At 67.5% G+C, this 21501-nt stretch carries 17 protein-coding genes; 7 read left to right on the top strand and 10 right to left on the bottom strand.

The genetic code is table 11. The features are described from left to right. Window positions 1-116: 116 nt before the first annotated feature. From ABIC65_RS13455 to ABIC65_RS13430, 6 genes are all read right to left on the bottom strand, one after another. Window positions 117-1223 carry a DegT/DnrJ/EryC1/StrS family aminotransferase gene (locus ABIC65_RS13455; protein ID WP_354309374.1) on the bottom strand — a complete coding sequence of 369 codons (1107 nt, stop codon included), beginning with the start codon at window positions 1221-1223 and terminating at the stop codon, window positions 117-119. Between the two features lie 185 nt (window positions 1224-1408). Then, a complete protein-coding gene (locus ABIC65_RS13450) occupies window positions 1409-2410 on the bottom strand; it encodes a fatty acid desaturase family protein (RefSeq protein ID WP_354309372.1) in 1002 nt (333 codons plus the stop codon). Further along, window positions 2410-3240, bottom strand: coding sequence for a class I SAM-dependent methyltransferase (locus ABIC65_RS13445; RefSeq protein WP_354309370.1), 831 nt, complete (start codon window positions 3238-3240; stop codon window positions 2410-2412). Before ABIC65_RS13445 ends, ABIC65_RS13450 begins: the two co-directional genes overlap by 1 nt. Before the next feature lie 66 nt (window positions 3241-3306). After that, window positions 3307-4398 carry an FkbM family methyltransferase gene (locus tag ABIC65_RS13440; RefSeq protein ID WP_354309369.1) on the bottom strand — a complete coding sequence of 364 codons (1092 nt, stop codon included), beginning with the start codon at window positions 4396-4398 and terminating at the stop codon, window positions 3307-3309. Beyond that, a complete protein-coding gene (locus ABIC65_RS13435) occupies window positions 4395-5564 on the bottom strand; it encodes an ATP-grasp domain-containing protein (RefSeq protein ID WP_354309368.1) in 1170 nt (389 codons plus the stop codon). Before ABIC65_RS13435 ends, ABIC65_RS13440 begins: the two co-directional genes overlap by 4 nt. A 36-nt stretch (window positions 5565-5600) precedes the next feature. Beyond that, a complete protein-coding gene (locus ABIC65_RS13430) occupies window positions 5601-6650 on the bottom strand; it encodes a Gfo/Idh/MocA family protein (RefSeq protein ID WP_354309405.1) in 1050 nt (349 codons plus the stop codon). A gap of 343 nt (window positions 6651-6993) precedes the next feature. On the opposite strand from ABIC65_RS13430, the gene ABIC65_RS13425 reads away from it, so the two are divergent. Together ABIC65_RS13425 and ABIC65_RS13420 are read left to right on the top strand one after the other, a co-directional pair. After that, complete coding sequence (locus tag ABIC65_RS13425; protein ID WP_354309366.1) at window positions 6994-8082, top strand: class I SAM-dependent methyltransferase; 1089 nt, start codon at window positions 6994-6996, stop codon at window positions 8080-8082. Between the two features lie 68 nt (window positions 8083-8150). Next, window positions 8151-9665, top strand: coding sequence for a hypothetical protein (locus ABIC65_RS13420; RefSeq protein WP_354309364.1), 1515 nt, complete (start codon window positions 8151-8153; stop codon window positions 9663-9665). 101 nt (window positions 9666-9766) lie between these two features. Here ABIC65_RS13420 and ABIC65_RS13415 read toward each other — a convergent pair whose 3' ends face one another. From ABIC65_RS13415 to ABIC65_RS13400, 4 genes are all read right to left on the bottom strand, one after another. Continuing rightward, a complete protein-coding gene (locus ABIC65_RS13415; RefSeq protein WP_354309363.1) occupies window positions 9767-11113 on the bottom strand; it encodes a sensor histidine kinase in 1347 nt (448 codons plus the stop codon). Window positions 11114-11116: 3 nt separating this feature from the next. Next, entirely contained in the window at window positions 11117-11824 is a 708-nt protein-coding gene (locus ABIC65_RS13410; protein WP_354309362.1) for a response regulator transcription factor, read from the bottom strand. A gap of 78 nt (window positions 11825-11902) precedes the next feature. After that, window positions 11903-12454 carry a DUF4142 domain-containing protein gene (locus ABIC65_RS13405; protein ID WP_354309360.1) on the bottom strand — a complete coding sequence of 184 codons (552 nt, stop codon included), beginning with the start codon at window positions 12452-12454 and terminating at the stop codon, window positions 11903-11905. A gap of 96 nt (window positions 12455-12550) precedes the next feature. Continuing rightward, window positions 12551-13984, bottom strand: a complete 1434-nt coding sequence (locus ABIC65_RS13400; protein WP_354309359.1) for a S41 family peptidase — start codon at window positions 13982-13984, stop codon at window positions 12551-12553. Window positions 13985-14610: 626 nt separating this feature from the next. Between ABIC65_RS13400 and ABIC65_RS13395 the strand changes: the two genes are divergently transcribed. From ABIC65_RS13395 to icmH, 5 genes are all read left to right on the top strand, one after another. Continuing rightward, window positions 14611-15360: a response regulator gene (locus ABIC65_RS13395; protein WP_354309357.1), complete on the top strand. Its 750-nt coding sequence runs from the start codon at window positions 14611-14613 to the stop codon at window positions 15358-15360. Next, window positions 15357-16307, top strand: coding sequence for a cytochrome-c peroxidase (locus tag ABIC65_RS13390; RefSeq protein ID WP_354309355.1), 951 nt, complete (start codon window positions 15357-15359; stop codon window positions 16305-16307). The genes ABIC65_RS13395 and ABIC65_RS13390 overlap by 4 nt, the downstream gene beginning before the upstream one ends. Then, the gene (locus ABIC65_RS13385) at window positions 16304-18709 is read left to right on the top strand and encodes a DAHL domain-containing protein (protein WP_354309353.1); all 2406 of its coding nucleotides are present in this window, start codon (window positions 16304-16306) and stop codon (window positions 18707-18709) included. The genes ABIC65_RS13390 and ABIC65_RS13385 overlap by 4 nt, the downstream gene beginning before the upstream one ends. Window positions 18710-18842: 133 nt before the next feature. Then, on the top strand, window positions 18843-20186 hold the full coding sequence (gene tssK, locus ABIC65_RS13380) for a type VI secretion system baseplate subunit TssK (RefSeq protein ID WP_354309351.1): 1344 nt from the start codon (window positions 18843-18845) through the stop codon (window positions 20184-20186). After that, on the top strand, window positions 20183-21499 hold the full coding sequence (gene icmH / locus ABIC65_RS13375; protein WP_354309349.1) for a type IVB secretion system protein IcmH/DotU: 1317 nt from the start codon (window positions 20183-20185) through the stop codon (window positions 21497-21499). The genes tssK and icmH overlap by 4 nt, the downstream gene beginning before the upstream one ends. The last annotated feature ends 2 nt before the right edge of the window (window positions 21500-21501 follow it).

Genomic DNA, 21501 nt, shown 5'->3' with positions numbered 1-21501 from the left:
ACGCGGAAGGGACCCTTGCTCCCTATCGGGCTCCAGACCCTCGGGGGGGACGGGCTCCCTTCCGCAACCTCTTCATACCACCATCCCATCAGACAGGGGGGGAGTGATCGAGATGGTCAGAAGGCGTGTTCGATGACACGGCAGACGCGTTCGACATCCGTGTCGGTCATGTCGACAAAATAGGGGAGACCCAAGGTTTCCCGCGCAAGCATCTCCGTCACCGGAAGCGTCAGACGCGGTAGTTCGGCGAAAGCGGACTGAAGATGAACGCCGGCACCCCACCAGGCACGACTGCTGATGCCGACGGCGTCGAGCCGCGACACCAGCCGCTGCTGGTCCGCGCCGAAAAATCGCGCGACGCACACGCTTCCGCACCATTCGCTTCCGAAACCAGCCTGGAACGCGATCTGCTGCCTCCGGCCCAAGCGCTCGCGATAGGCCTCTGCGACCGCTCGGTATCCCACCAGGTCGCTTGCATAGGCGTCCATGGCCGCCAGACCGACGGCCGCGTGATACTCGCTCATCTTCGCGTTGGTGCCGACCGCGCGGGCGTCGCGCGAGCCGGAGAAACCGAAATTGCTACGTTGCTTGATGTCGGCAATCGTGTCGCGCCGCCGACAGACGACATAGCCGCCTTCACCTGCGCCGAGGATCTTAGTGGCGTGAAGACTGACGACGGCGGGGGAGGTGCCGACGCGCACCGCGTCATGCCCGGCGGCAGCGTCGATGACCACCGGGACGCCGGTTTCCTCGGTGAAGCGGTCCCAGGCCGCGGTGTCCATCGGCGCGCCGAAGGGCGCCACGGGCATCACCGCGGCGACGGGGCCGTCGACCCGCGCCAGGGCGTCGCGCGCGATCTCGGGCGTCAGCGCCCAGGATCCTTCGTCGACATCGACGAGAAACGGCGTCAGGCCGGCACTGCTGACGGCATGTGCCGTCGCGACGAACGTCCAGGACGGAATGAGGCAGTAGCCCTTGGCTTTCCCGACGACCGACTGCAGGGCGATCGCAAGGCCCGCGGTCCCATTTGATACCGTGACGATGCACGCCGGGTCGACGCCCAGCCGCTGCGCCAGCCTGGCTTCGAGTTCCGTGACGAGCGGGCCGAAGTTCGAATAGCTCCGCCGGTCGTCGATCCGCTGCAGATAGGGCAGCAGCGCTTCGGCCCGAGGCATGCGGGGACGCAGGACCGGAAGGTCTTCGGTAGCGACGACGGAGAGCATGGCTCTGCTGCCGGTCGCGTTCCGTTCTACTGCCGCACTTGTCTGAGTCCGCATCGGGCCGCTTTCGGATGGATGGTATCTTTTCTTTATAGGTCGGTGGTCGTTTCCCGGGAAATGCGTGTCGAGATAAGCGCGGGCATCCGCGGAAGATCGAGACTCGGTCGAGCCCCTGCGGTGGCGGCGGACTAGCGCTCGCGGCGGCGCCAGGGCCCCGGCATCCGACCGGCGGTGAAGAAACCCTCCCGCGCCAGCAGCTTCACGCCGCTCCAATATCCGCACTCGATGTGGCGGTGCGCGCCCTGGCGCCTGAAGGCCTTGTGCACCGCGTGCAGATTATAATGCGGGATCGACGGAAATTGATGGTGTTCCAGGTGGTAGTGCATGTCCGCGTAGAAGAACGCGGTAATCGGATCCAGAACCACCGTGCGGGTCGAGGCTTCATACTGCCCACGAACCTCGTCGGCGGACAGGTTGAAGTGCTGTAGCGCTGCCAGCGTACGGTTGGGAAAGGTGAGGCAGAACGGCGCGAGGCAGATCGCGGTGGCGAGATAGGGGCCACCAAGCACGAGGCTGACGGCGAGGATCAGCGCCTGTCCCGCAAATACGGCGCGCGCCCCGTTCTTGAGCTGAACCGCCTCGCGCGATCCCGGCGCGAACAGCGTGGCGAAGCGCCCCTTGAGAATCGTGCCCGCCGCGTTCAGTGCCAGCACGCGGAGACGCCGCCAGATCGCGGGCACATCCACCGTCAGCAGCGCCAGCGTACCCAGCCAGGACAGCCGCTCCTGCGGCGACGCTTCGAGGTCGTTGGGACCCAGCGGGGTCCGATGATGTTGCGGATGCGTCACCGCGAAATAGCCGTAGTTGCTCCACGTCAGGATGGAGCATAGCCGGAACAGCACCACATTGGGCCATCGTGCGGTGAAGACCGAACGATGGAAAAGCTCATGGCCGATGCCCGCCCAACCCAGAAAGGACCAGGTGAGGAAATGCGGGATCAGGACGAGCAGCGCCGCCCAGACATGGCCATGCGCGAAGAGGTGCGTCCCCGCCGTCAGCAACGCAGCATGGAACGCCACGCGGATCGCGATCAGCAGCGCGGCGAGAAGATCGCGCTTTTGGGACCAGCGCCGATAGGCGTCTCGATCGAGAAGCCTTAGCCCGCGCGCTTCGCCGTCGGTTGCAGCCATCAGGCCGTATCCCGAAGCGGGCCGTCGACGCCCATGCCGAGAAACCGTTCCCGGATGTCGCCCACGAGCAGCATTGCCATCATCGTGTGCTGGACGTGAATCACCAGATCGTCCTTCGCGAGCTCCTCGACGAAGGTGGTCACGTCGCCATGAATGGACGATCTGAAATCGTGCCAGAGGATCACGCCGCTGTCGCCGATCATCTTTCTCGCATTGGTGGTGTCGATCGCCACGGTTTCCAGATCATGGCCGCCATCGACGAAGACGAGATCGACCGCGCCGACCAGCCCGTGCGCCGCAGGATCGAACACGCGGCTGTCCTGCTGGAGCAGGGTTGTCCGGGATCTGTCCGCATCGGTCAGCCCACCGAGGTAGCGGGGAGCAGACGCACTCTGGACGGCGCGCAAATACGCGTCGTTGATGTTGCCGTCGCGCCGCAAGTCCGCATCGGTGTAGGAGTCGACAGTGTCCCCGGCAGCATGGCTCTCTCCGAGATCGAGCGAGTATACCGCGCATTCCGCGCCCGAATTCTCGACCAGCAGGGCGGTGGAATAGCCGAGGAAGGTGCCGAACTCGAAGATCTTCCGCGGCTGGATCAGCTTGACGATCGAGATCAGCGCGGCGGCCTCCAGCAAGGTCACGCTGCCGAGCCCGCTGGAGGGCACGTTGATCTTCATCGGCACGGGGCCCGGGTTTTCGGCCTCGATCTTCAGGAAGAGGACCTTCGGCTTGATCGCCACGACGCCGGCCCGGTGCGTCTCGCAATGATCGAGCAAGCCGGCAGGGTCTTCGATCGGTGCGGGGTCGAGTGCAGATTGCAGAACGGGCATGTGAAAATTCCGATTGCCGAAGAGGAAGGGAAGGTGCCTGGGCAGGATGTCGCGCCGGTCACGCCGTCAGAGGAAGAACATCACCGTCTCCGACCAACCCTGGGTGTAATGCCGGAGATAAACCTGGTAGTCGGCGTGTAGCGAGCGAACATATCGCCAGATATCGCGGAAGTCGCTCGCGCGGTGGTACACGGCAATGGCCAGCTTGGGCCGGTCCTGGCGGATGTGCCGCTCGCACCCGGCAAGTGCCTTTATCTCCCAGCCTTCGAGATCCATCTTGATGAAGCTGACCGGGTCGGGGATGGCCAGATCGACCGTCGTCATCTCCACCAGCTCGCGGCCGCCGCTGGTGACGGCGGATGCGGATCCCGCCTCGCTGTCGAAGGCGATCTGCCCCGGCGCGTCGGAAAGCGCCTTGGCGTGGAAAGCGATGTCGCGATGTCCGGCCAGCCGGGCTTTGGCGGCGCGGAGATTCCGCTCCGAAGGCTCGAACAGGTGCACCTGCCGATAGTCGGGGCAGCGGCGGCAGAATTCCTCGGTGGTATCGCCGTCGAAGCCGCCGGCGTCGACGAATACTTCCGACCGCAGGTCCAGGAAGGGTTCGAAATATTGCTCCTGGGTGCGCACGGCATAGCCGCGCATGAAGGCGGCGTTCGCCGTCAGCCGGTAGCGCAGCACGTCGGCGAGCGTCCGGCGCGACGCTTCGTCCGCGAGCGTATCGAAGATGTCGGCCCATTCCGGGGCGAAGCGCCTCCAGTCCGCACGCTGTTCGCGAACGACGTCGGCGTCGGCGATCGCACCGCCCGATGCATGAGCGAGCTCCTGGATCGAAAGGACCGAGCGGACCCCGGCATCCGCGAGCCGCTGTTCGACCGCTACCGGACTGATCGAGGTCGAGCAGTTGATGACCGCGGCATCGGGTGGCAATTGCGCCATTCCGACCGCGGCGAGCCCGTTCCATACCGAACCGGCCGGCGCGAAATCGTCGACGATGCCATCCAGGCGCAACCGGCCGATGAGCCCGAGCGACTCGGCATTGCGCCCGATTACGTAGCAGGGGCGGTCCTGGCCGGACAGCAGGTCGCTGGCCAGCTGCTGGTTGGCGGCAGGCGCTGCGACCGCCGAGTCCAGCATCGCGCTGAAATCCTGTTTCGTCATGCTCTCGCCTTTCGATCTGCCCCAAGTACCGAATATAGTTCGCCGTCCAGCGTGGCACGCATCAGCGCGTCCAGCGCGCCCGGATCTTCTGCCCGCGCAAACAGGATGCCGATCCGGCCGAACGGGCTGGCCGCGATGCAATCGCCGGCGAGGGCGAGCGATACGAACATCTCGATATCGATGGGCCGGTGGAACCGCAGTCCCTCGAAGACCTGCGGCTCGCGCAGCGAAATCGTGTGGCGCAGGATCGGGCGATAGGATTGGGCATGCCCGTCGAATCCTTCCCCAAGAAAGGGGCGGGCATAGTTTTCGGCATAGTTGAAGCCGGTCGAGCTCGCGATCAACTGGCTATACAGATCGCCGGGGCACCGCCGGGTGATCTCGATGATCCAGAAGCGCTCGCCATCGGCAATGAACTGGGTGTGGATCAGGCCCGAGGTCAGTTGCAGGTCGTGCGCAATCTTCTCGATCGCCGCCCGCACCTTGCTCGCCAGCGTCGGGTCGAACGCCGGAACGACATAGCTGGTGTCGACGGCGAACGGATTGACCGAGCCATGCTCCTCGACGAAGAAATCGGTGCGGATGCCATCCGGGCCGAGAAAGGCGGAATGGCTGTACAGCTGCCCCTGGACGAACGCTTCGATCAGGCAGGTGCCGTTTCGTGAAAATGCTTTCGCATGCTCGATCGCCGCTGCAAGATCCCCTGCCGAGGGCGCCGGCAGGGCCGTCACGCCGCGGCCGCTGAAGGCCTCCGCGGGCTTTACGATCACCGGACCCGCCGCCAGCGCCTCGCTCTCGGCGAGGCGGCGGGGGGCAGGAATGGCGGCGGCTTCCGCATATCGCCGGAAATCCTGCTTGTTGCCGAGGATGCGGACGGTCTCGACCGGGTCGATCCCGGGAAAGGGGCGCTTGGCGCTGATCGCGGCACAGGTCTCGTAGGAGAGATCGTTGCACCCGGGGATGAGGAAGTCCGCATCCAGCCGCTCCACCAGCGCCGTCACCGCCTCGATGTCCGAATAGTCGAGCTTGACGTACTTGTCGGCGGACATGGCGAGCGCGTTGTCCGGCTTGTTCCCGACGACGGTCACGTCATGACCTGAATCGACGAGATACCGGTAGATCGGCACGGACGCGGCATTGGTGTCGAGAAGGATGGCGACGGCCATTCTGGATTCAGCCTTTCACGAAGTTTCGCGGCACGATCAGGCGTCGAGTTCCACCAGCGACCTGGTTTCGGCGGACCTTCGGATCGCCTCGGCGACCCGCACATTCTGGGCCCCGTCGAAGGCCGGCACGATCGGCTCGGCGGTGCCGAGGATGACCGCCAGAAAATTCTCGAGCTGCCGCGCGAGCGGATCTTCCCGCATGACCGGAATGACCTCTTCCGCAAGCGGGGTGTGCCAGGAAGGGGATTGCGGAGCCGGGTGGGACAGCAGGCGCATGCTGGGGAAGTCGAAGGTCCCTAGCGTTCCGGTGATGCTGTAGCAGTCCTCGTTGGGGTAGGTCGGATAGACCGGGTTCTCTCGCGAGGTCTGCTCCCAGCTATGCGGCGAGGCGCCGGCGTCGGACAGCAGGAACGTGCCGAGCACGCCGTTCCGGAATTGCAGGTTGATCGCCACGGTATCCTCGACCGCAAACTGCCGGATCGCGTTGGACGCGATCGCCTGCACCGCGGCGATTTCGCCGCAAAAGGTGCGCATGATGCCGATCTCGTGGATAAGGTTGATCAGGATCGGGCCGCCACCAGGCTGGCTACGCCAGGGGCCCGCCTCGAAATACGCGGCCGGCTTGTAGAAGATCGCGCTTCCCTGGAAGGCGACCAGCCGCCCGAGCCGCCCGCTGTCGATGATCGCCTTGGCGGCGGTCAGCAATGGCGAGTGGACCCGGTGGTGGCCGACCAGGACCTTTGCGCCGCGCTGCGCCGCGAGATCCACCAGATCGAGAGCCTCGTCATGATCTGCGGTGATCGGCTTCTCGATCAGCACGGGGATGCCACGCTCGATGCACAGCTTCGCCTGCGCGTAGTGGAATTCGTTGGGCGACGAAATGATCACGCCCGACGGGGTTCCCGCTGCAAGACAGGCCTCGAGCGTGTCGAAGATCGGCACATTGGGAAAGCGTTCGCCGATGTTCCTGCTGCCGTTGCGCCCAGGCGTCACGATGCCGGCCAGTTCACAGTGCGGATGTGCCTGGATCATCTCTATATGCTTCAGGCCCATAAGGCCCGGACCCACCACAATGATGGATGGCATCGTCATCGCACGACCCCGATCATCTGACTCATCCCGCACCATCCTGCTTCGTGCATAGAAGCTGTTGAACCACGCAAGGGCGCGCCGGTTGTCTGGCCCGGCCGTTCACCTGCCGGGGTCGAGCATCGCCCCTCCCGATCCATTATAGGACGTGCGTCAGAACGGGACACAAACTGGTGCAGGGCAATGTGCGTGTTCAGCGTCCGAATGTCGCCGGCGCGGGTCGCGGCGGGCAGCCACGCGCGGCCTCGATGTGCTTCCCGTTCCGCCAACTGGACCTCTCCGGCGCGGAACGGCCGCTATAATGGGGTGGACGCACCGGTTGCGCTACAGGATGAACGAAATGTCTGTGACCTTGGTCTTTCCCGTCTCCACCCCCGATGGCCGGACCTATCTCAAGCAAGCGCTGGAACGGGGAGAGCCGGTAGTGACGGCATCGTGCGACGTCAGCGATCCCACCAATGGGGCGGCCCCCTGGATAAGGCTGCCACTGGTCAGCGAACCGGCGTTTCTGGACGCATTCACCGATGTGGTGCGACGGCATGACGTAACCCGGATCCACGCGTCGGCGCACATCGTCCACGCGGCACTGCGCAATCTGCTGCAGGAGCAGGATCTGGGCCCGCTGCGGATCATCAACCGCTCGGCGCTCGAACTGGAATTCGAGCGGTGGGACGATATTTTCGCGCGGGCGGAGCGGTGGGCTGAGTTCATCGAGCGCTTGGTGCCGGCCCAGCCGCAGCCCGGCCTTGCGTTCATCGCCGGCGTCGTGCGGCTTGCGTTCGATCTGTTCGGCGAATCCTATGACGACAAGCTGGCAGCGCTGCTCGCCTGCCTGCTCGATGCGCCGGAGGGCGACATCGTCGAGATCGGCTCGCTGTTCGGCCGCTCCGCGGGCGTGTTGCTCGCGGGACGCGCGCTCGGGGTGGCGGAGCGCAAGATGTTCGTGTTCGACCCCTGGTGCTCGGACGCGGGCGCGCAGCAGGATCTGCCGGTCGCTCTTCAGAAATACACGCGTTCGGCCGGGCTGGAGCGCGTCGCCCATGCGTTCGAAGCGACCTTCGCCGCACTGGCGCCGGCGGGGGCAATGACCGTGTACCGTACGCCCTCGGTTTCGGGCCACGCCGTGTATCGTGGCGAGACCGATGGCGAAGCCGTGCGACTGCTGAAGCCGGCGAAAGCATCCCGACCGACGGGTCGGATCGCGCTGCTCCACATCGACGGCAATCACGATCGATCGGCGGCCGCGGAGGATGTCATGCTCTGGTCCCCGCACGTCGCATCCGGCGGCTGGGTGGTGATCGACGACTATAACTGGCGCTATGGCGACGGCCCCAAGGAAGCGGGAGACGCGCTGCTCCGGCTGTGGGGCGACAAGGCTGCGCGCGCCTTCGTCGCGGGCGACTGCCTGTTCATACAGCGCGCTCGTTGAGCGCGCTTGTGGCTGGCACGACACCGGCCGTAACCCTGCGTTAAACAGTTCTCTTTACCGTCCCGGCCATGATCGCCAGCAACGCCATGGATATGTCGGCACCACCGCGCGGCACGGCGGCCCCCGCCTTGGCCGGTCCCCTTCGGTTCAGCTGGTTGCAGGAAGAGCTCCCCGACCGCCCTTGGCCCGAGCCTCTTCGCGCGGCGCTAAGTGCCGCGATGAATCAGGTCGGCTGGCCGGCCGTGCAGCAGGGCGAACGCGCAAACCTCGAGGGGCTGTATCGCGACTTCACCTCCGTGTTTCCACGCTTTCTCACCGCGGCCGGCGATGTCGACCGAGCGGCCGACCTCTACACGCTCATCCACATCCTGTTGTGGCGCAGCACCCAGAACTTGGCCGAGCTGAAACGGTTCAACACGGATGTGGTGCTGCCGTTCACCGACTATCTCGCGCGGCACTTCCCCAAGCGACCGCTTCGTCCCGCAACACGCGCCGTGCCCCGCATCGCCTATCTTTCCGAGACGAGCGATCTGTTCAGCAGCAATGCGGTAGCCAAGACCACCGTTTCGCTGATGCTGGGCCAGCACGCGCTCCGCGCACCGGAAGACTGGCCGTTCCTCTACTGCATCAAGCAACCCGTGCAGAATCTGTGGGACTTCGCACGGGAAACCGGCCTCCGTGTGCGTGACATGTCCCGTCCGACGCCTTCGCAGATGACGCAGGCGATCCTGTCGCAGCTCGAGGCGGACGAGATCGACATCTTGATCGCCGACAGCAATTGCGCCGTCGCGACGATGGTGCTGCAGCAGCGCCCCTGCCGGGTGCAGGCGTTCCACGAGAACGGCTTCGCGCCTTGGGGTATCCCCGAGCTGGACCTTGCCTTCATGGGCATCACCAAGCCCGCATCCGGCCTGTTCGACGACCGCGTCGCAATGCACGAGACGCCGCGGAACACCGCCTCCGTCTTCCACTGCGTCGCGAGGCCGCAAGCCCAGATCGACGCCTTGCGAAACGTGCTGTGCGCCGGGACGGGGGTTGCCCAGCCAAGCGCCATCTACGGATTCTATGGTCGCATGGCCAAGATCACGCCTGCCTATATGGCGCTTGTCGAGGAGATACTGGAACGCGATCCGCAGGCGATCTTCTTCGCCGGCGGCACCGGCTCGACCACGATGATCGTGGAACGCCGGGCGACATCGCCCGCCGGCGACCGCATCATTCTCTATGACGAGTTCATCGACGGGCACCTCGTAAGCGAATGCATCGACATTTTCCTCGACACCTTCCCCTTCCCGGGCGGCAATGCGTGCCTGGAGGCGCAGGCGCATGGCGTGCCGGTGGTGTGGATGGCGCCGGAGCCGGACAGCGAAATGCAGCTTGTGTTCACGCTGCGCGACGAGCGCCTGAAGGCGCGCGATGGTGCCCAGTTCGTCGCACTGTCGCAGCGGTTGGCCGATCCCGGCCAGCGCCAGGAACATGGCAATCTCGCACAAGCGCTCGTCGCCCGGCACGGCGACATGACCGAACAGGCCACCCGTGTGGAGGATCTTCTACGCGCAGCCTGGAATCAGGCCGCGAGATAGTTGCTTGATGCTGTTTGGAAGAACGCGAGCGCCCGCGGTGTCGCAGCTGGCTTTGCCTTCAGCTCCACCAGTCGGCTGAAGCTTCTCCCGACCAGCTGCATTCAACCCGCGAGCGCCAGCCGCAGCACCACGCGCAGGCCGGGTTCGGCATCTTCCAACGCCAGCGTGCCGCGATGCAACCGCGCGATCGCCAGCGCGAGGGGCAGGCCCAGCCCGTGACCGTGCGTATGGCGGCTGTCGTCCAGCCGGCCGAAGCGGCGCAGGGCACGATCGCGTTCCGTCGGCGGGATGCCCTGGCCGTTGTCCGCAACGTAGAGCAGCGCTGTGTCGTCTTCGCGGCGCACCTCCAGCCGGATCGTCGTTCCGGGTGGGGTGTGCGTCACGGCATTCTCGATCAGGTTGACGGTCAGCTGGGTGAGGAGGCGCGGGTCGCCCTCGACCGGCACTGCCTCCACCGGTACGGGGGCCACGAAGTACCGGCCATTCCCGGTCACCAGCAGCTCCAATCCTTCGCCTACGTCCGCCGCGAGTGCTGCAAGGTCCAGCCGCTCGAAACCCGCGCGCCGTTCGCCGCCCTCGATCTCGGTGATGCGCAGGATCGCTGCGAAGATGGCGAGAATCTCCTCGCTCTCGGCAACGGCGTCGGCCAGTTCCTCCCGCATCGGCGCCGCCTCGGGCGTTTCGGCGAGCGCCGCGAGCCGGCCGTGCAGCCGCGCCAGCGGCGTGCGCAGATCGTGGGCGATGTCGTTGGAGATGCTGCGCATGCCGGTCATCAGCTCGCCGATGCGATCGAGCATGCGGTTGAAGGTCACCGCCAGCCCGCCGAAGACGCTCCCCGGCCGCTCCACCGGCACCCGCGCGCGGAGGTCGCCGTCGATGATCGCCTCCGCCGTGTGGCCGATCGCGGCGATGTTGATGCGGATCGCGCGGATCAGCGCGAAGGTGCCGATCAGCAGGAGCGCCACCACCGCGCCGAAGCCGATCGCGAGGATGCGACCCCGCTTGTGGTCATGCTGGTCGATCGGCTCGCTCTCGGCGACCAGCGCCAGCGTCTCGCCGTCGGGCAGCTGCTTGACCCAGGCCCGCCCGCGGCTGAGTCCTGGGATCGCCGCGTCAGTCTTCACCGTCGAGACTCCGATCGGCAGCGGATGCGCGGGCGCGATGTTGCCGGCGATTCGTTCCCCCAGAGAATCACGCAGCAGAAAACCGATATCGGCGCTCTCGCGCTCGCTGCTCTCGCGGGCGATGCGGCGGACGATCTCGGGCACGCCGGCGCCGCCTTCCAGCAGCTCGCGCGCCTCGCCCTGCAGCCGCAGGTCCACCTGATGGTCGATGGCGTCGAGCAGCGCGAGATAGACGCCCACCCCGGCGAGCGCCGTCGTCGCGGAGAGCGCCAGCGCGAAGGCGATCGCGATCCGACCGAGCGAACGGAGGCGCCGGCGCGGCACCGTTCAGGCGCGGAACATGTAGCCGACCCCGCGCACGGTCGCGATCGGATCGGGCAGGCCGGGCATCTCCAGCCGCTGGCGCAGCTTGAGGATATGGACGTCGACGATGTTGGTGGTCGGCACGAAGTCATAGCCCCAGACGCGCTCGATCAGCATCTTGCGCGACAGCACGCTGCCGGCCTCGCGGACCAGCTCGGCGAGCAGCTTGAGCTCGGTCTTCTGCAGCTCGATCGGCTTGCCGGCGCGGGTGACGCGGTGGCGCAGCACGCTGACCGTCACGTCGCCGGCGGTCAGCGTCGCAGTGTCGGCGGCAGGGGCGCTGCGGCGGCGGAGCACCGCACGGATGCGGGCGTTGAGCTCGTCGATCTCGAACGGCTTGACGATATAGTCGTCGGCGCCGGCCTCCAGCCCCTCCACCCGTTCCTGGGTGAGCCCCAGCGCGGTGAGCAGGATCACCGGCGTCTCGACGCCCTCGGCGCGGATGCGGCGGAGCACTTCGACGCCCTCGATCGCGGGCAGCAGGCGATCGAGCAGGATCGCATCGAACTGCGCCTGGCCGAGCGTGGTGATCGCGGCGCGGCCATCGGCCACCGTCTCCACCGTGTAGCCTAGGCCACTCAATTGCCGGGCGAGCAGGGCGCTGAGCTGGGCGTCGTCCTCGACGACGAGGATGCGGAGGGCGGCGGGCGACGGGTCGGACGGGGACTGCATGATCGGCATCCTTAGGGCGGACGCCTGTTCCTAACCTTACAGCCCGTGCAGGTCGACCCGCCGCGCGCGGGCAGTCCTTCAGCCCTTGGGCAGCTGCGCGAGCAGGTCGATGTGGCGCTGGACGATCGGCACCGCGGCCGCGGCGACCTTGCGCAGCGCGGCGTTGTCGCCATTCTCGGCATAGCCGGCATGGAGTGCCAGCGCTTCCTGATGCGCCATGCGCTGCTGGCGGAGATAGGCGGCGTCGAACGGCGCGCCGGAGAGGCCGCGGAGTTCGTCGATCATCTTCTGCTGGCGCGGCGCCAGCGCGGGCGGCGGCGGGGTCATGCCGGCGGCGCGGGCGGCGCTGGTCAGCGCCTGCGTCGTCTGGGTGTGTTGCTCGATCATCATCTGGCCGAACTGGCGCACCGCCCCGGTCGCGCCCTTTTGCTGGGCGAGGCGCGAGGACTCGATCTCGTACAGGTCGCCGGCGCCGGCCATGCGGGCATAGCCCATCGTGTCGCGCGGCATCTGCATCTGCGCCGGGGCCATCGGCTCGGTCTGCGGCGCCATCGAACGGGGCGCCTCGGCGGCGGTGGCAGCCGTCATCGCCAGCGACGCGAAGGCGCCGCACAAGAATATCGTCTTCATCTTTCCCTCCTGGATGTGGCCGATCAACCGGCCACATCCAGGATGGTTGCAAATTGGCTTTTCTTTACTTGGTGTTACTTCGCCGTGACGAGTGCGTCAGAACAGTCCCGGCACCTCGCGCTGCGCGGTATTCGGGCGATCGGGCATCAGCAGCTCGTTCGGCGCGGAGGCGGCCCGTGCCAGCGCGAAGCCGCCGATCGCGCTGCAGCTGCGCCCCGCGACGAAATCGAGCGCCGCCCTGACCGAGGCTTCGCGCACGTCGCCCAGGGGCTGCGACAGGTCGTCGCTGGCGGCGCAACTCGCCTCGACGTTGCTGGCGAGGCCGTTGAAATAGCTGCCCTGGCGATTGGCATTCTGCGTGGCGAAGGCGATCACGCGCAGCCGATCGTCGCACTCGCTCTTGTCGATCGCGACCTGGCCCACCGGCTTGCCATAGGTGTTGGTGCCGATCAGCCCCAGATTGGCGTGGAAATAGGGGATCATGCCGTTGATCACCAGTTCGCTGGCGGAGGCGGTGCTGCGCGTGCCGATGAAGGCGATGCGGGTGGGCGCGAGCGACTCGGGCTGGGGTGCGAACCTGTCGACCTTGTCGTTTGCCGATTTCTCCGGGCGGAAACTGGTATAGGCAAACACGTCAGTGGTGGCGCGTGCGCCGCCGAGCAGATTGCCGAACAGGACTGCGATCGAGACGAGCCCGCCGCCATTGTAGCGCAGGTCGACGATCACCTTGTCGATGCCCTGCGCCTTGAACGTCGCGAAGGCGCTGCGCAGCGCCGGATCGGCGGTGTCGATGAAGGTGCGCAGATTGAGATAGCCGACGCGGCCGCCGCCGTTCGGGTCGGTGAGGATCTGCGCGCCGTAGCGGCTGGATACCGGGGTGAGGGTGAAGTCCGACTTGGCGAGCGTGACAGTGCGGACCGCGCCGTTCGGATCGCGCACGCGCAGCACGCGGGTGGTGCCGTTGGTGTCCGGCCCGAGCGCCGACTGTACGCCGGCCGAACCCTGCGTGCTGAAGATCGTGCTCACGTCGCGCAGGTCGCTGCTGCTGGTGCCGATGGCGAGAATCTGGGTGCCGCGATCGATGCCGGCCTGCAGCGCGTTGCCGCCCTCGAAGCTCTCCGCGACGGTCAGCGTGCTGCTGCCGTCGCTGGTCAGGCGGAAGCCGAAGCCGGCGCTGGAGCCGCTGCTATAGTAGGCGGTCTCCTCGGCGATCGAGGTGAGATAGGTGAAATAGCGGTCGCGCCCCTGCGCGCGCGCGGTGGCGGTGAGCGCGTCGAGATAGTCGTCGGCGGTGCCGTAGCCCGACGGGTTCAGGTTCGCCGGCAGCGTCTCGGGGAAGAGATACCATTCGCGCATCGTCGCCAGGATCCAGTCCTGCCGGGCGCGCAGCGTGCAGGCGCTGGAGGTCGGGGCGGGCGTAGCGGTGCCGGTACCGGGCTGGACGACATTGCCTGCCCCACCGCCACCTCCACATCCAGCCAGCAACGCGGCCAAGACAATCGTCGAAACCCCAGATCGCACACGTCGCATTGCGATGCTCCCCCGTTTCGGAGAAACTAGCCGGGCGGCGGATGCAGTGCCAGCGCCTTCCTCACAGCCTTGATCGCGCCGCCGTGACGTTGGCCAAGGGCTGCAACGGGTATATACGCGAGCATAGGTTGACACGTTTCGGCCTTTGCTTGTCATAAGCATGTTGTCGGCGGAGTATAAAAAGGCAACTGCGCTTCAAGGCCCACAAAAAAATCTAGATGGTCCAAGTAAGGCTCCAAGACTGGTACGCTTTTGCGGTGTCGGAGGGGTCGGGCTGTTGCGGTGCTTTGCGTCGAGCGGATTTGGTGTGACGGCCAATCGGCTTGGCAAATCGTGTTACAATTGCAACTCTCCGCGCGGCATCTGTTCGACATCATCGCTGCTGGGTGTTGTCGGCCCTGTTAGAGCGGTTCGTGCAGCCATATATGCCGCGGGATGCCGCCTGCCCCGGAACCGGCGGCCGCGGGGCTGCGGATGCAGAGATAAATTCAGGTGAAATGAGGTAATTGCGAGCACCAGGCTATGGAGTTTTACGCGGAGCAAGGCTGTACCGGATAATAGTTTCACCTGTTGGTTCGGTCGGGCGAGCCATATCGCCGAGTATATGTTGGTTTTGAGGTAAGTGAATGAACGCAGAAGTTTTCGGTGATGCCGTTGTGCCGGCCACGCCGCGAGTTCTCGTCGTGGATGACGACGCAGCGATGCAGCGCATGATTGTTTCCTATCTGAGTGAAAACAACATGCAGACGGCGGCCGTGTCCGGGCGGGAAGGCGTGGTGCGTGCACTCGCCGGCCGCGAGCCCGACGTCATCCTGCTGGACCTCAACCTCGGCGATCAGGACGGGCTGGATCTTCTCCGCGAGGTGCGCGCCAAGAGCGTCGTGCCGGTCATCCTGATTACCGGCCACCGTCGGGACGAGGTGGACCGGGTGATCGGCCTCGAACTGGGTGCGGACGATTACCTGACCAAGCCATTTGGCATGCGTGAGATGCTGGCTCGCGTACGCTCGGTGCTGCGCAGACGGACGATGGATCGCTTGCATCCTGCGCGTCAGCCCGAACAGAGTTTCGAATTCGCGGGCTGGGTGTTCAGCCAGCGATCGCGGCGGCTCATCAGCCCGGACGGTGAGACCGTGCCGCTTACCAAGGGCGAGTTCGCGCTGCTCAGTGCCTTCGTCGCAGCGCCGCGGCGGCCGCTCACCCGCGAACGGCTGCTGCAGGCGACGCGCGTGCACGAGGACGTGTACGATCGCAGCATCGACGTGCAGATCCTCCGACTGCGGCGCAAGCTCGAACGCGACGCGAGCGCTCCCAGGCTGATCCGCACCGAGCGCGGTGTCGGCTATGTCTTCGATGCCGAGGTGCGGACAGTGTGAGCTTTCGTCTGCGGATACGAACCCTGTCCGTGCTTGTCGGCGCCGCGATGCTGTGCGCGGGCGCGGCGCTGGCCGGCCAGTGGGGTGCGCGCGACGAGCCGATCACGCCGCTGCCGCCGGCGCCGGCGATCGCGCCGGCCAAGCTCGCGCTGGGGGCGCTGCTGTTCCGCGATCCGCGACTGTCGCAGCGCCAGACGGTGAGCTGCAACTCCTGCCACGACGTTGCCACCAGCGGGGCCAGCGATCGCAATTTCGACATCGCCCAGAACGGCGGTGCCCTGCGGATGAACACGCTCACCGTGTTCAATGCGGCGCTCAACTATCGCTTCAACTGGCGCGGGCGGCGGGAGAAGTTCGAACGCTTCACCGCGCAGGTGCTCGACGATCCGGGACTGATGGGGGCCGCAAATGGGGTGGCGGTAGCGCGGCTGCGGCGGGATCCGGCGATGGTCACGCGCTTCCGGCGGGTATATGGCCGGCCAATCGACGACGCCGCGTTGGTCGATGCACTTGCGGCGTACCAGCGTAGCCTGGTCACGCCGGGCGCACGCTTCGATCGCTGGCTTGCCGGCGACGACCGCGCGATTTCCGCACAGGAGCGGCGCGGCTATGCCCGCTTCAAGGCGCTGGGCTGCGTCTCCTGCCACCAGGGGGTGAACATCGGCGGCAATCTCATGCAGCGCCACGGCATTTTTCATCCGATCGGCGCGGCAGATCCGGTGCTGGTGCGGGTGCCTAGCCTGCGCAACGTGGCGGCGACCGCGCCCTATTTCCACGACGGCAGCGCAGCCACGCTGCCGGACGCGGTGCGCGCGATGGGACGGGCGCAGCTCGACCTGACGCTGTCGCCGCACGAGGTCGACGACATCGTCGCATTCCTTCGCACGCTTACCGGCACCTATCAGGGCAAGCCGGTCCGCCCGCCCGTGCCGAGCCGCCACAGGTGAAGTCTGTCGCTATGCTGCGCGCCGCGGCCGCGACGACCGCGCTGGCGGCGGTGCTGCTGTTCGGCGCGGCGGCGCGCATGCGGACGATGGGCGATGGTTGGGCGGTGGACGCGAATCAGGCGATCGAACGCTACGCCTTTGCCGATCGCTCGCTCACGCGCGACATGTTGAGCGCGCGAATCGGGTTGCTGCGCAACTACGACATGATCAATCAGGACCTGGCGAGCGCGGACGAAAGCATCGAGCGTCTGGTGCAGCTCGCAGGCGACGACCTGCCGCTCCGCGACGCCGTGTCGCGGCTCGGTGATCACACCCGGTCTGCCGAGGCGATGGCCGAGGAGTTCAAGAGCGAGAACGCCCTGCTGCAGAACTCGCTCGCGCGGGTCACGGCGCTGTGCAACTTGCTGCAGGACTCGCCGCGGGCGGGCACGGTCTCGGCACGCTTCCTGCGGCTGACGCTGGATACCAGCCCCGCGGCGGTGGCGGCGGCGCAGGCCGCGCTGGCCGGGGTGAAGGGCGCGCGGAGCGACCTCGAATCCCAGCTGATCACGCATGGCAGCCTGCTGATCGCGCTGTTGCCGCGCGTCGATGCGATTCTCGATGCGGTGCGCGAGGGCAGCCGCGACGGCGAGATCGAAATCGTGCGCCGGCTGACCGTCGAGCACCAGCAGCGCATCGAGGCGGGGCACCAGCGGGCCTTTCTGGGGCTGCTCGCCGCCGGCGCTGCGGCGGGGATCCTGTGGCTCGCCCTTCTTGCCGCGCTTCGCGCGCAGTCGCGAGAGCGTCGACGCCGCCGCGAGAATGAGCGGTTGAGCGCCACCGTCGCCAGCCTGTTGCTCGAAGTGTCGTCGGAACAGCTCGAGCAGCGGATCGGGGATGCGCTGCAGCGACTTGCCGCCCATGCTGGCGCCACCGATGCTTATCTCGTGCTCCAAGGGGAGCAGGCCGGCCGCACCTATGTGTGGAGCAGCGACGGACGGCTGAGCGAAAACTGGCCGGCGCGTGTGGCGGCGGCGGCGCAGGACTCGCCGCTCTGGGAGGAGGACGTGCTCCACCTAGCGCTACCGCACGGCGCCGACACTCCGCTCGGCGCGATGCTGCTGTCACGCGGGACAACGTCGCTCCTTCTGCTCCGGGCATCGACGCCGGTGCCCGCACTGCTCGGCTTCGAGCGCCACGATACCGATCGTGGCCGGTCCGACGTGATTGCCGGGTTGCACATGGCACAGGCGGCGATCCTGCAGGCACTGCGCCGCGACGGGCTGGAGCGGGCGCGTCTCCAGCTGGAATTGCGTCTCGCCCGCGCCCGGCGGATGGAGGCGATCGGCGCGGTGGCGAGCGGTGTGGCGCACAATTTCAACAACATCATCGGCGCGATCGGCGGCTTCAGCGAGATCGCCGAGATCCATGCCGGGCAAAACCGGGTGGTGCGGGAAGACCTGTCCGAAATCCGCCAAGCAGTCGATCGTGCGCGCGAACTGGTCGACGAGATCCTCGCCTTCGGGCGGGGCCATGATGCCGAATACAGGCCGCTGGCGCTGCAGGCGCTGGTGGAGGAAACCGTGCGGCTCGTGCAGGCGACGGGGCGCGGCACGGTCTGCTTTGCCGCCCAGGATTGGCCGGTGGGGCGCGAAGTGCAGGGCAATGCCACGCAGCTCCAGCAGGTGTTCATGAACATCTGCAACAATGCCTTCCTCGCAATGCCCGGCGATCCGCATGTCGACGTGACGCTCGGCTTCCGCGTCGAGTGCAGGCCGCGCGCCTTCAGCCATGGCAGTCTGGAGGCGGGGGACTATGCCGTGGTCACGATCGCGGATCGCGGATGCGGCATCGCCGCCGCCGCCCAGCCGCGCCTGTTCGAACCTTTCTTCACCGGGCGACAGGGCGGTACCGGGCTGGGCCTGTCGACCGCCTGGGAGATCGTCCAGGCGCATGGCGGCACGATCGACGTCCGCAGCGCACCCGGCCAGGGCAGCCGCTTCGACATCTGGCTGCCGGCGATGCGCGCGCAGCTGCAAGCACCGGTGCAGCAGGCCGCGGCGCCACTGTCGGGCAATGGCGAAGGCGTGCTGGTGGTGGCGCCGGCGGCGATACGTGAGGCAGTCGAGGATCTGGTGGCGCAACTCGGCTACGAACCGGTGAGCGTCGATCCCGCGCGCGCGGACCTGGCCGAGCAGGCAGATCACGCAGGTGCCGATGCGGTGCTGCTGGTCGACGCGCCGGGCGCCGCGCACCAGTTCCTGCCGGACGGCCGATCGGGCTCGGAACATGGCATGCTGCTTCTGATGCGGCCGGCAAGCGGGCAGGCGTTCGCGCCGGTGCCGCTCGCAGCACCGCTCGATCCGATCGCGCTTGCCGCCGCACTCCACCCGCTAACTGGCGCGCCAACACTACAGCCGTAACCGCAGCCCACGCCATCCGACATGCGCGTGAAACCGTCCTGCTGGCACAGCCGGCCGGACGGTCGCCGCCTGTTGTTGGGAGTGAATGTGTTTCGAGCCGGGAATTTCTGCCGCCGCCGCGGAAGCGCGCACCGTGTCCGCTGACGGGCGCGTCGCCTGGCGCGAGGGGCTGTTCCTGCGCCAGCAGCATTTCCAGCAGCTGGAACGCCATCTCGACGCGGAGCTCGCGGCCGCCGGCCGCCATGCCGGGCCCTATCGCTGGGGCGTGACCGAGTTGGTGATCAACCAGAATCTCGCCGCGCTCGGCAAGTTCGCGATCGAGAAGCTCTCCGGCGTGCTGCCCGACGGGCTGCATTTCGCCATCCCGGGCACGCTGCCGCCGCCGCCGCCGATCGACATCCCCGCCGACGCGCGCGACGCCGGCATCCAGCTGACCCTGCCCGCGCACCAGCCCGGCGGGGTAGCCTTTCGCGACGTCGACGCAGCCGGTGCCGAGGGCGCACGGTACCTGGTCGAGACCCATGAGGTCGCCGACGTCTTTTCTGAAGAGCGGGCGAGCGAGCCGATCGAAATGGCACGCCCCAATCTGCGCTTCGGCATCACTCGCGACCAGACCTATGGCCGTGTCACGCTCGAATTGGCGCGGGTGCGCGAGGTGCGAAACGGCGCGATCCAGTTCGACGAGCGCCACATCCCGCCCGCGCTCGACCTGCGCGCCAGCCCGCGGCTCGCCGGCTTCCTCGCCGATATATTGGGCCGGGCCGGGCAGCGGGTGGAGGAACTCGCCCTGCGCGCGGTCGAGGCGGCCGAGGCGGGCGCCGAGAGCATCGCCAATTTCCTGTTGCTCCAGGCGCTCAACCGCTGGCGCCCGCAACTCGCGCATCTGGCGAGCCTGCCGATGGTGCATCCCGAGCGGCTGTACGAGGCGCTGCTCGGCATGGCGGGCGAACTGGCGACGTTCACCCGACCCGAACGCCAGCCGCCGCCCTTCCCGCCCTATGACCATCTCCGCCTGCGCGAGACGTTCGAGCCGGTGGTCGAGGCGATTCAGGCGGCCCTCTCGGCGGTCTATGATCGCGCCGCGGTCCAGCTGCCGCTCGTCCAGGCGGGGCCGGGGGCCTATACCGCGCGGATCACCGATCCGGCGCTGTTCCAGACCGGCTATTTCTACCTCGTCGCCTCGGCGCGCATGTCGCTCGAGGATCTGCGCGCGCGCTTTCCCTCGGTCGCCAAGATCGGGCCGGTGCAGAAGATGCGGCAGATCGTCGATTCGGCGCTGGCCGGCATCCCGCTGCGCCACACGCCGACCCCGCCGCCGCAGATCCGCGCACTACCGGGGCATGTCTATTTCGAGCTCGACCGCTCGGCACCCGACTGGCCTGCGCTCGCCGCCGCGCCCGCGCTGGGGCTGCACGTCGCCGGCGACTGGCCCGAGCTCCGGCTCGAGCTCTGGTGCGTCAAGAAGGCCGCGCGGTGAACGACGACGACGCCCTGGGCGGCGACGGCCACACCGTCTTCCAGCCGACGCCGCTCCAGCAGGCGCGCGCCCGGCTTGCCGAGACGCGGGCCGCACCGCCCCCCGCCGACGAGGATTTCCCCGAGCCGCCGGTCGCGGTTCGCGCGCACAATCCGATCGTCGCGGCAGCCGCGCCGCTGCTCGCGCTGATCGCGTCGGCGCGGTCGGGCCGGATCGCGCTCGATCTGCCGTCGCTGCATCGCCGCGCGTCGGCCGCCGCCCAGCGTTTCGACGCGGCGATCGCGGGCGGCGGCTATGATGCCGAGACCCAGCGCCGCGCGCGCTACGCCGTCTATGCGACGGTCGACGACATCGCGCAGAACCTGCCCGGCCAAGCCGCCGACGGCGCCGAATGGGCGCGGCGCAGCATGGTGGTGCGCGGGTTCGGCGAGAATATCGGCGGCGACCGCTTCTGGGCGCTGCTGCGCGAGATGCTCGCCCAACCGGCGGCGCACGCCGAGCTGATCGAGCTCTACCATGCCTGCCTCGCCGCGGGGTTCGAAGGCCGTTTTCGGGTGGCGCAGGACGAGCGCGGACAGCGCGCCGCGATCCTGGCGAGCGCCTATGCCGCGATCCCCGCCGCGCGTGGACTCTCGGAAACCGAGCTGGTGCCGCACTGGCGCGGCTCCCCTACAGCGCGCGGTCGGATCGGCTTCTGGGCGCCGATCGGGCTAGCGGCGAGCGTCGCGCTCGGCGTGCTGCTGCTGGTCGTGCTGGCCTTCCGGCTGGTGCTGATCCAGACGGGCCAGCCGGCGATGACCGCCTTGCTCGCGCTCAACCCCGAACAGCCCTTGCGCCTCTCGCGCGCGGCGCCACCCGTCGCCGTGCCGATCGGTGCACAGCAGCAGCGGCTCCAGGGATTCCTCGCCGACGAGATCGCGCGGAAGCTGGTCGTGGTCGAGCAGGACCCCAACAGCGTGCGGGTGCGCACCACCGTCGGCACGCTGTTCCGCTCGGGCTCGGATCAGCTCGCGCCGGGGCGGCAGGCGCTGTTCGAGAAGATCGCCGAGGCCGTGGCAGGCGAAAAGGGCGTCGTGCGGGTCGAGGGCCATGCCGACAGCGATCCGGTGGCGAGCCTGACCTTCCCCGACAATGTCGCCCTGTCGAAGGCGCGGGCCGAGACGGTCGCGGCGATCCTGCGCGCGCGGCTCGCCGATCCGGCGCGGGTCGAGGCGCAGGGCTTCGGCGCGACCCAGCCGATCGCGCCCAACGCCACCCCCGAAGGCAAGGCGCAGAACCGGCGCGTCGAAATCGTGATCGCGCGGAACGGATAACG

Source organism: Sphingomonas trueperi, from assembly GCF_040545665.1.
Classification (GTDB): domain Bacteria; phylum Pseudomonadota; class Alphaproteobacteria; order Sphingomonadales; family Sphingomonadaceae; genus Sphingomonas; species Sphingomonas trueperi_B.
The sequence above is the reverse complement of the archived record's forward strand: the minus strand, read 5'-3'. Positions and strand labels throughout refer to the sequence as shown.